This is a genomic window from Ciceribacter sp. L1K23 (genome assembly GCF_018122705.1).
In the GTDB taxonomy this organism is placed as follows: domain Bacteria; phylum Pseudomonadota; class Alphaproteobacteria; order Rhizobiales; family Rhizobiaceae; genus Allorhizobium.
This window is the reverse complement of sequence record NZ_JAGRRC010000001.1, coordinates 1,336,836-1,347,730: the sequence shown is the minus strand read 5'-3', so window position 1 is coordinate 1,347,730 and position 10,895 is coordinate 1,336,836. Positions and strand designations below refer to the sequence as shown.

The 10,895-nt window shown below is 64.3% G+C and carries 8 protein-coding genes and 1 pseudogene; 3 read left to right on the top strand and 6 right to left on the bottom strand.

Annotated elements, in window-relative coordinates; translation table 11 throughout:
* Positions 1-618 (top strand): annotated as a pseudogene (locus J5J10_RS06200) (hypothetical protein); the annotation flags it as partial.
* A 615-nt stretch (positions 619-1,233) separates the two neighbouring features.
* Here J5J10_RS06200 and J5J10_RS06195 read toward each other — a convergent pair.
* The 6 genes from J5J10_RS06195 to J5J10_RS06170 form a co-directional block, all read right to left on the bottom strand.
* The gene (locus J5J10_RS06195; RefSeq protein ID WP_211929241.1) at positions 1,234-1,842 is read right to left on the bottom strand and encodes an ABC-type transport auxiliary lipoprotein family protein; all 609 of its coding nucleotides are present in this window, start codon (positions 1,840-1,842) and stop codon (positions 1,234-1,236) included.
* Positions 1,843-1,871: 29 nt separating this feature from the next.
* A complete protein-coding gene (locus J5J10_RS06190) occupies positions 1,872-3,242 on the bottom strand; it encodes an MlaD family protein (RefSeq protein ID WP_208551325.1) in 1,371 nt (456 codons plus the stop codon).
* A gap of 9 nt (positions 3,243-3,251) precedes the next feature.
* Complete coding sequence (locus tag J5J10_RS06185; protein WP_249116686.1) at positions 3,252-4,067, bottom strand: ABC transporter ATP-binding protein; 816 nt, start codon at positions 4,065-4,067, stop codon at positions 3,252-3,254.
* A gap of 11 nt (positions 4,068-4,078) precedes the next feature.
* Entirely contained in the window at positions 4,079-5,260 is a 1,182-nt protein-coding gene (locus tag J5J10_RS06180) for an MlaE family lipid ABC transporter permease subunit (protein ID WP_208551327.1), read from the bottom strand.
* 136 nt (positions 5,261-5,396) lie between these two features.
* On the bottom strand, positions 5,397-6,242 hold the full coding sequence (locus tag J5J10_RS06175; protein WP_208551328.1) for a UDP-2,3-diacylglucosamine diphosphatase: 846 nt from the start codon (positions 6,240-6,242) through the stop codon (positions 5,397-5,399).
* A gap of 97 nt (positions 6,243-6,339) precedes the next feature.
* Entirely contained in the window at positions 6,340-7,086 is a 747-nt protein-coding gene (locus J5J10_RS06170) for a hypothetical protein (protein ID WP_211929239.1), read from the bottom strand.
* Between the two features lie 207 nt (positions 7,087-7,293).
* Between J5J10_RS06170 and J5J10_RS06165 the strand changes: the two genes are divergently transcribed.
* Entirely contained in the window at positions 7,294-9,606 is a 2,313-nt protein-coding gene (locus tag J5J10_RS06165) for an NADP-dependent malic enzyme (RefSeq protein ID WP_211929238.1), read from the top strand.
* A gap of 171 nt (positions 9,607-9,777) precedes the next feature.
* Entirely contained in the window at positions 9,778-10,836 is a 1,059-nt protein-coding gene (locus tag J5J10_RS22690; protein WP_211929237.1) for a DUF2865 domain-containing protein, read from the top strand.
* Positions 10,837-10,895: the final 59 nt, after the last annotated feature.

Below are 10,895 nucleotides of genomic sequence, written 5' to 3'. Positions count from 1 at the left end.
CAGCAGGAGACCCGCCGTGCCCCGGCGCCCGCCGCCGCTCCGGCACGCCAGGCTCCGGCCACCGACTTCGGCCTGCGCGGCAGCCTCGGCATGGAACAGCAGCCAGCCCGCCAGACGGCCCCGGCCCGCAGCGACGAAAGCGGTGGCTGGATCAGCGACCTCTTGCGCGGCGCCTCCCGCGACGAGCAGCCCGAGCAGCCGAGCCGTCCGGCGGCACCCCGTCAGCCGGAACCGCAACAGGCCACCCGTGCCAATGACAGCCGCAACCCGCGCCATGTCGTGGAATCGCTGAACTCGCTGTCGGTCGATATCGCCCGCGCCATCGACCATGACGCCTCGGTCGACCTGTGGCGGCGCTACCAGCGCGGCGAGCGCGACGTCTTCACCCGCAGGCTCTACACGCTGAAGGGCCAGCAGACCTTCGACGAGATCAAGCGCAAGTACGACCGCGAGCCGGAATTCCGCGTCGCCGTCGACCGCTACATCGCCGATTTCGAGAAGCTGCTCGCCGACGTCGCCCGCACCGACCGCGACAAGACCGTGACGCAATCCTACCTGACGTCCGATACCGGCAAGGTCTACACCATGCTGGCGCACGCGGCGGGTCGCTTCAACTAAGCCGATCCACGGTCCGCAGACAGCAAAGCCGCCGCTCACCCGGCGGCTTTTTCGTTGGCGGCCCATGGGGCAATCCTGCAGACGCGCCAAAACCCCGGCCGGGCGAAAACCCTCCGGTTGGTGACTGTTCATTCTGTTGTCCCTCCGAAGAAGGACGGGGCACCGGCGCTGCCGGGTATGCGGTATGCCATGCGGTGTCGTTCGTGGCAGCTTTATCGGCGCCCCGTTCGGCAATTAAGTCTCCCGGCCTGATCCATGCCAGCATCGGCGCCACCCGATGCCTCCTCCGGTCGACACGTGTCAGTTGCCGTCCGGTCTCTGCGGCGACGCATTGGGCGTCGCCGTGGCATGCCTCATTCCGGTCGGCCCTCGGGGATGAAGGATCGCGTCCGCTCCCACCCGCCCAGGCGCCGGTCCCGCCTCGCCGGCACGTCTGCCGGTGTATCCAAAGCGGAACGGGAGAATTGTCTCACGGCCTGGAAAAAGGGGGACGCGGAGCAAAAAGTATTTTTCAAAATTTTTCGGGGTCGACGTCGAGGTCGCCAGTATCTCAACAAAAACAAAGCCCTGGACGATGCCAGGGCCGTAATCTTTTTTTTCAAGGTGAAAGCGCCGTCAGATATTCGACAGCGTCCACGACACGATCTGCGCCGAAACCTGGCCGAAAGCTCTGTCGAGCGCGGCGATATAGGCGGGGTTCTGTGTGCCCGATGCGGGGACGGTGGCGCGAAACACCTGCTGCGCCTTCACCGTGCCGTTCCGGTCGTTGAGCAGCTTGACGGAGATCTCGACGATCGCCCGGTCGGCACCATTGGTATCGATCTCGAAGGCCCTGATATCAGTGACCAGCTGGTAGTCGATGGCAAGTCCCTGCCCCGGCTTGCCGACACCGCCGAGACGGCCGGTGTTCTCGAAGGTCTCGACGAGCTTGGCCTGGACCACCTTCGGCAGGCTGTCGCTCCATTGGGCACCGGAGAGATACTGAACCTCCGAACCCGAGAGACGGACGACGACCTGTTCGCTGTCGAGCACCTTGAGCGCAGTCGGATCGGGGACCAGCAGCTGCCGCGAGCGCGCGGAGGACGAGGCCTCTATCGCGGCCGCCGAAAGATCGAAGGTGTCGTTCTTGGCACCCGTGCCGCAGCCGGACAGCGCTGCCAGGCAAACCGCGACAACGGCGGCGGTGACACCCCGGCGATACGCAAGACGCTCCGATACACCCATGACTACCCCGCCTTCCCGCATGTCTGTCCTCAACGCCTTGTCCGCCCGTCATACTGCTTGACGGTTTCCCCGCCGAAAAGCAACCGCTGCGGATTTTCGTCGAAATTGCTCACAGCCGAATTCAGCGTGCGCACCGCATCGCGCGTCTCGCCGACCAGCGACTGGATGTCTCTCAGCCCCGTGCCGGAGAACCGCGCCAGGTTGGCGGCAATCGGGCCGATCTGGGCATTGAGGTTGTCGGCAACCGCCCGAATCGACTCGAGGGTGCGCCGCGCCTCGGCCGAGAGCGACTTGGTGTCGTCGGTGCCGAGTAGTTCGTCGACCTTCCTGAGGATGCTGTCGACACGGTCGGAGGAATTGTTGAGCTTGTTGGCAAGCTGCGTGAAATCGGTGATCGCCTGGTCGATGTCCTGCTGGCGTCCGCTGACATTCTTGCCGACTTCCGCGAAGGAGGAGATCGCCTCCCGCGCTTCGCCGGTGGCGACAGAGATGTCGTCGACCGCCTTGCCGATCTTCTGGCTGTCGACGGCGGCGATCAGCTGGTCGACCCGGTCGAGCGTCTCGTTGGCGCTGGCACCGAACTGCTTGAAATTCGCGATCGTCGCCTCGAATTCGTCGATGACCGGACCCGCCTTCGCCGACACGTCGGCGGCATTGCGGCTCACCGTCTCGACATTCGACAGGATCGTGTCGATCTTCTTCGCATCGACCGCCCGCACCAGATCCTCAACCGCCGTCAGCGTCGAATCGAGACGGCCGGAGAGACCCGTGACCGTATCGGACAGCGCGCTCACGCTGGTGAGGAACTTGTCGACACCATCGGCATTGTCGGCGAGCGCCTTGGAAAAGGTCTCGGCATTGCGAACGGTGTTCGTGAGCGGCGTACGCGCATCGGCGATGAAGCCCTGCAGATCGCCGATCGCGCTGTCGGCCCGCTGCAGGATCTTGTCAGCGGTCGCGAGCAGGTTCGTAACGCTCGACTGGTCGGCGACGAGCACGGCCGGCTCGTCCCGCTCGATCGAATCCCTGAGGATTTCCCGATCGCCCGGCTCCCCGCCGGAAAGTTCGATATAGGCAGCACCCGTCAGCCCCTGGATCTCAAGGACCGCCGTGCTCGACGCGGTGACCGGCGCATCGGCCCGAATTTCGGTCATGGCGATGGAATACTTTGGATCGGCCTTATCGATGAACAGGCTGCGCACCGAACCGACCGCAATACCGTTGAAGCGCACGGGAGAGCCGACGCTCAGCCCGTTGGCGGAACCTGGAATGCGGATGATCAGCTGCGCCGTCGGGCCGCCGCGGCCGTATTCGGACATCCAGTAGATGAAGCCGAAGGCGGCGAAGATCACGACGACCGCGAAAAATCCGACGATTGCGTAGTTGGCTCTGGTTTCCATGTCGTTACGTCACTTCATCGGATTTTCGCCCGCCTCGGAGGCCGGCACAATGGATCGGGCCCGCTTGCCGCGGAAATAGGAGCGCACCCAGGGATCGTCGCAGGCGAGCATATCGTCTATCGTACCCTCCACCAAGACCCGCTTCTCGCCGAGTACCGCAATTCGGTCGCAGACGGAAAACAGGCTGTCGAGGTCGTGCGTCACCATATAGACCGTCAGCCCCAGCGTGTCGCGGAGCCTTGCGATCAGATCATCGAACTCGGCCGCGCCAATGGGGTCAAGACCGGAGGTCGGCTCGTCGAGGAAGACCAGATCGGGATCGAGCGCCAGCGCGCGGGCGAGCGCGGCGCGCTTGATCATGCCGCCGGACAGTTCGGACGGATACTTGTCCGCCGCATCCTCCTGCAAGCCGACCAGCTTGATCTTCAGATGCGCCAGTTCGTCCATCAGCCATTGCGGCAGGTCGAGATATTCGCGCATCGGCAGCTGGATGTTCTCCTTGACGGTCAGCGAGGAAAAGAGCGCCCCATGCTGGAACAGCACCCCTAAACGCATGTCGAGCCGTGCGCGTTCCTCCTGCGTCGCATTATCGTAATCCGTGCCGAGGATTTCGATCCGCCCCGCACGACGCGGCAGCAGGCGCAGGATCGTCCGCATGAGCACAGACTTGCCCGCGCCCGACGCGCCGACGAAACCGAGGATCTCGCCGCGATAGATGTCGAGGTCGAGATGATCCAGAACGATCTTGGGTCCGAAGCCCACGGTGACGCCGTGCACCGACAGTACGACCTCGCGTCCCGACTTGCCCTGCCTCTTCTCGTTCAAACCGTCGCTCCTCAAAAATCGATCGCCGAATAGAACATGGCGAACAGGGCATCCACGAGGATGACGACGAAAATGGACTTCACCACCGAGGCGGTGACGTGGTGGCCGAGCGACTCCGCACTGCCGCCGACCTTCATGCCCTCGACGGCGGCGACGACACCGATCAGCAGCGCCATGAACGGCGCCTTGATCATGCCCGACGCGACGGTCGAATAGTCGATCGCATCGTGCAGGCGCGAGATGAACACCTCATAGGTGACGCCCGAATAGACATTGGCGATAATCGCCGCGCCGACGAGCGCCGAGAAATTGGCGATCACCGCAAGCAGCGGCAAGGCGATGGTGAGCGCCACGAGGCGCGGAAAGACCAGCACGCCGATCGGATTGAGGCCGATGACCTTGAGCGCATCGACCTCCTCGCGCATCTTCATCGAGCCGATTTCGGCCGTGATCGCGCTGCCGGAGCGGCCGGCGATCATGATCGCCGTCAAGAGCACGCCGATCTCGCGCAGTTGGAGAATGCCGACGAGATCGACGACGAAGACTTCCGCACCGAAATAGCGAAGTTGGAAAGCGCCCTGCTGGGCGATGATCGCGCCGATCAGGAACGACATCAGCGCGATGATCGGAACCGCGCGCACGCCCATGTGATCGAGTTGGTTGACGACGGCCGCAGGCGAGACGCCGCCGCCACGGCCAAGCTTCATCTGCGCGCCGCGCACGGCAGAGCCGACGACGTAGAGCATCGCGACGACATCGTCGAAAAGGTCGTAGGCGCCCTTTCCGATCGGCGTGAAGATACGTTGAAAAAGGGCAGGCTTCGGGCCTTTGCCGGCCTCGGTCTCGACCCTCTCCGGCAGGGCCTCGACCAGGTCGGTCATGATGGCGGACGCGCCGACGAGACGAACCTCCGCCCCGGCCTTCCGCCGGGTCACCAGGAGCCGCTTGACGAGCCACGCGCCGGTCGTGTCCATGTCCGTGACGCCGCTGAGATCGATGTCGACCCGGCCTCCGCCCCCGGACGCGCCGAGTTCGTCCAGAGGCTGGAGCACACCGCCGATGCTGGTGTTGAGCCAGGCGCCCGACAGGCGCAGCTGCGCATCCGCTCCTCCGCCGGAACTGGCGAGCTCGATCCGTGCGCTGTCAGGATGAACGGGCTTCAAGCTGCTGCCATCTCCGCTTGCTCGATACATACAGACGCCGCGAGTCACGCCAAACGGCTCGCGGACGCCGGACTATAGACAAGCCTTGGGCAAAAAGCACCCGTCCGCAACCGTTAAGCAGCAGGCGTCTCCATATCGCAACAGCAGGCCGAAAGCCCTGCCGAAATCACGCCGCCTGGACGTCTTCGGCCTTCGCCCCTTCCGGCAGCAAAACCGGTACGGCGGGCGCGGCGAGCAGCTTCACCTTCTTCGGCATGGCGATCATGTGACCCCAGGAGATCATCTCGAACCGGCCGTCGAAATGCTCGACAACGGCAGTGCAGCTTTCGACCCAGTCGCCCGTGTTGATGTAGTGGATACCGTCGATATCCTCCATCACGGCATGATGGATATGGCCGCAAATCACGCCGTCGACCTCGTTGCGGCGGGCCTCCTCGGCCACGACCCGCTGGAACTCGCCGATGAAGTTGACGGCCTGCTTGACCTGCTGCTTGGCCCAGGCGGAGAATGACCAGTAGGGCATTCCGAGACGACGCCGCACGGCCGACAGCACGACGTTGATCGAAATCGCCGCGTCATAGGCCCAGTCGCCGAGATAGGCGAGCAGGCGGGCATTGCGCACCACGACGTCGAACTCGTCGCCATGCAGGACGAGATACTTCTTGCCGTCGGCGGCTTCATGGATGATGCGCTCGGCCACTTCGATCCCGCCGAAATGCGTGCCGGGAAAATCGCGGAGAAACTCGTCGTGATTGCCCGGGATGTAAACGATATGCGTTCCCTTGCGCGCCTTGCGCAGCAGTTTCTGCACCACGTCGTTGCAGTCTTGCGGCCAGAACCAGCTGCGCTTCAGGCGCCAGCCGTCGACGATGTCGCCGACGAGGACGATCTTTTCCGCCTCGTGCTCGCGCAGGAAATCGAGCAGGAAATCCGTCTTGGCCGCCTTCGAACCGAGGTGGACGTCGGAGATGAACAGCGTTCTGTACTTGCGGGGTTCAGAATGGGAAGTCATGATCATGGCCTCTCGCCTCATCAGCGTTTGGCCTTCCAAGATCAGACTCTTGTATCAGGAAGATGACAGCGCTGGCGAAGCCGCGTGCGGATTCGGATCAGCCGGCGCATCCCGTCGTGTAGTTGACCTGCATCTCGCCGCTGGAACGCTTGCTGAACATGGCCAGATAACCCTGCTTCCCGTTGACGCGCGTGACACACCACGGACCTGTTCCGTTGGTATCGAAACAGGCCCAGATCGGCACGCAGCTGCCGGCCGGGATGCTGAAATGCACCGGCTGGTCGAAACCGATCTTCGCCCTGAAGTTCAGCCCTGTCAGAACGGTGACGTTAACGGGCTTGGTGTAGGCGGTGGAATTGCGTGGCAGAGACGTGGGAAGGCCGAGCTCGTAGTCGGTGGCGCAGCTGTCGCCGCTGCCGCGCTTGACGCAGGAAACACCGCGGACGAAGGCTTCCGGTGCCCCCACCGGCACCGAACCGCTTCCGGCCACCCGTGGCGCAGCACCCGCCGGCGCCGGTGTGGTGCGCTTGAAGCGGATCTCGGCACCGGACGACAGATATGTCACGAGGTCGCCGCCCGATGGTTTCAGCCGCGCCACCGACTTGTCGAGAACGGTTCTTAGATCGACCAGATCGCCTGACATCCGCCACTGGGTGACGAAGGCCCAGTCGCCCGAGCAGAAATTCGTCTCCGCCTGGAGGTTGCCGAGGATGTCGCCGCCCTTGAGGTGCAGGGTGCAGCCCTTGTAGGTCCAGGTTCCGATGTAGAAATTGTTGGCCCCGGCCGTCCCCACGCCCCAGAGGATGAGACCGATGGCAATCAGCAAGCATCTCAGTGTCATCATCAGCCCGGTTCGCCCTCCGGTACTCAAGTCGTCTCTAACGGGTGGAGCGCATAGACCTTCACTCGGCACCGCTGCACAGACTGTCATGATGGGGTAACCCTGTCACGTCACAAAATCGCCAGCAATTGGCTGCGGGTACTCCCAGCGTGCGCCATTTGGTGTATGCAGGAATCGATTGAACTTAAGACGACCGCACGCGGGGACAGCATGGATACGAGCGACACGACCAAGAAACCAATCGGCACGGTGCCGGCAGATCTGGACGAACAGGCGCTGTTCTACCACCGCTATCCGCGCCCCGGTAAGCTCGAGATTCAGGCGACCAAGCCCCTTGGCAACCAGCGCGACCTGGCGCTGGCCTACTCGCCGGGCGTCGCAGCCCCCTGCCTTGCGATCCGCGACGATCCGGAAACCGCTTTCGACTACACCGCGCGCGGCAACCTGGTCGCCGTTGTCTCGAATGGCAGCGCCGTTCTCGGCCTTGGCAACATCGGTCCGCTCGCCTCCAAGCCGGTGATGGAAGGCAAGGCGGTCCTCTTCAAGAAGTTCGCCGGCATCGACGTCTTCGACATCGAGATCGAGGCGCCGCTGGTCGACCAGATGGTCAGCACAGTCGCCGCGCTCGAGCCCACCTTCGGCGGCATCAACCTCGAGGACATCAAGGCGCCGGAATGCTTCGAGGTGGAGCGGCAGCTGCGCGAGAAGATGAATATCCCCGTCTTCCACGACGACCAGCACGGCACCGCCATCATCGTCGCAGCCGCGATCCTGAACGGCCTTGAATTGGCCGGCAAGTCGATCGCCAGCGCCAAGATCGTCGCCTCGGGCGCGGGTGCGGCAGCCCTCGCCTGCCTCAATCTGCTCGTCGAGCTTGGCGCCAGACGCGAAAACATCTGGGTCCACGACATCGAAGGCCTTGTCTATGTCGGCCGCGAAGCCCTGATGGACCAGTGGAAGGCCGTCTACGCGCAGGACAGCGACAAGCGCGAGCTGTCGCAATCGATCGACGGCGCCGACGTCTTCCTTGGCCTCTCCGCCGCCGGCGTCTTGAAGCCGGACCTGCTGGAGCGCATGGCGGAAAACCCGCTGATCATGGCGCTGGCCAATCCCACGCCCGAGATCATGCCGGACCTGGCGCGCGCCGCCCGTCCCGACGCAATGATCTGCACCGGCCGCTCGGACTTCCCGAACCAGGTCAACAACGTCCTCTGCTTCCCCTATATTTTCAGGGGCGCGTTGGACTGCGGCGCCACGACCATCAACGAGGAAATGAAACTGGCCGCCGTCCGCGCCATCGCCGCGCTGGCGCGCGAGGAAGTCTCCGAGGTCGCGGCCAAGGCCTATACCGGCGAATCCCCGACCTTCGGCCCGAATTACCTGATCCCCTCGCCCTTCGATCCGCGCCTTATCCTGCGCATTGCCCCGGCCGTGGCGCGTGCCGCGGCCGAGACCGGCGTGGCGCGACGGCCGATCGCCGATTTCGACGTTTACATGGATCAACTGAACCGCTTCGTGTTCCGCTCCGGCTTCGTCATGAAGCCAATCTTCGCCGCCGCCAAGAAGGCCGAGAAGAAGCGGGTGATCTTTGCCGAGGGCGAGGACGAACGCGTGCTGCGCGCCGCCCAGGTGTTGATCGAGGAAGGAACGGGCCGCCCGATTCTGGTCGGCCGTCCGCAGATCATCGAGACGCGCCTCAAACGCTTCGGCCTGCGCATCCGCGCCGGTGCCGACTTCGAACTGGTCAATCCCGAAGACGATCCGCGTTACCGCGAATATGTCGACGAGTATTTTGCCCTTGTCGGCCGTGCCGGCGTCAACCCCGAGGCAGCGCGCACCATCGTGCGCACCAGCAACACGGTGATCGGCGCGCTCGCCGTGCGCCGGGGCGATGCCGATGCTCTGATCTGCGGCCTCGAAGGCCGTTTCGACCGCCACCTGCGCGATGTCCGGCAGATCATCGGCAAGAAGCCCGGCGTCTGCGCCTTCTCCGGCCTCAGCCTGTTGATCTCGCAACGCGGCGCGATCTTCTTCACCGACACCTTCGTGACATATAACCCGTCCGCCGCGGAGATCGCCGAGATGACGGTGCTCGCCGCCCAGGAAATCCGCCGCTTCGGCATCACGCCGCGTGCGGCGCTTGTGGCCCATTCGAACTTCGGCTCGCGCGATTCCGAAAGCGCCCGCAAGATGCGCGAGGCGCTGGTACTCGTCCGCGAGCTGGCACCCGATTTGGAAGTCGACGGCGAAATGCAGGGCGGTTCGGCGCTGTCGGAAAGCCTGCGCAAGCGTGCCATGCCCGATAGCACGCTGACCGGCGAGGCCAACCTGCTGGTGTTCCCCAACCTCGACGCGGCCAACATCTCGCTCGGCATCGTCCGCACGATGATGGACGCGCTGCATGTCGGCCCGATCCTGCTCGGCGCCGCCCTGCCCGCCCACATCCTGTCGACCTCGGTGACGTCGAGAGGCGTGGTCAACATGGCAGCGCTCGCGGTCGTAGAGGCTGAACAGCCCGTCTGATCCAACGCTCCGGATATTCGGCGCGACACCCCGAAGGATGTCGCGCCTCCGGCCTCGCCCCGCCGCCATTAAGCAAAACCGCCATAAGCGGTTGGCCTTGTGGCACCGCTTGGTTATGGTGAGGGCGGAACAGGCGGAAGCCGTCCCGCCCCGGCCCCACAGGATGAACGCGTGAAACAACGCCGCCCATTGCTGCAGTTGCTTTCCCTGGCTTTGCTCCTTGCCACGCAGGCAGGCGGAGCCGAGGCCTCGCTCGTCTGCGACAGGCTGCGCATGAAGCTCGCCAACACGCCGGAGAGCGAGGCGACGACGGCCGAAATCCGCAGTTATTCCAGCGCAATAGCCAGACAGAACCTGGAGATCCGCAAGACGATACAGGACCGGAAACGCCTCGGCTGCACGAGCGGGAGCATCACCGTGGTCAGCGAGCCGTCAGGCTGCGACGTTCTGAATGACGCGCTCGACCGGATGGAAAACAACAAGCGCATCCTGACCTCGAAGCGCGAAGGCCTGGAGCGCAGCGTCGGCCAGCAGGCGGCGCGCAACCGCGTTCTCGCGGCCATGCGCACCAATGGCTGCGGAGACGGTCCGGCCGCCGACCTGGCCTCGGCGGTGGTCGAGGATGATGCCATGATCGGCGAATTGCGCATCCCGGACGAGGGACTGGACACCGATGGCGGCTGGACGCTGAGCCCGTCGGACCGGGTAGGCACGCTCCGGACGCTCTGTGTGCGGACCTGCGACGGCGCCTTTTTCCCGATCTCGTCGAATGCCACACCGCTGAGCTTCCGGCGGGATGCGGCGATGTGCCAGCAGATGTGCCCCGGCACAGAGACCGAGCTCTACTACCACTCGATCATGAAACAGGAATCGGCGGAGATGGTGTCGGCCACGACCGGCCGTCCCTACCGCGAAATGCCCGGCGCCTTCGCCTATCTGGGCCGCGCTTCCACCAAGGACCCCTCCTGCAGCTGCAACCTGTCGGCCTACTACGACCGCGCCAGGCAGTCGCAGCCATCGCTTGGCCGGGAAGAGCAGCTCTATTCGTCGATCAAGCAGATAAGAACCCGCCCCGCCAAGCCGGATGAACCGATCGAGGCGCGCGAACGGCCATACGATCCGGCCAGGGACAAGGTACGTCAGGTCGGACCGACCTTCCTGCCGACGGAAACAAGCAGCATCGACCTCAAGAACCCGGCGCTCGACGGCCCGCAACCGCTGCAGCAGTGACGCTTGGCCGCCCAAATGCAAAGAGCCGCCCGATCGGCGGCTCCTGCGGTATCGGTGTG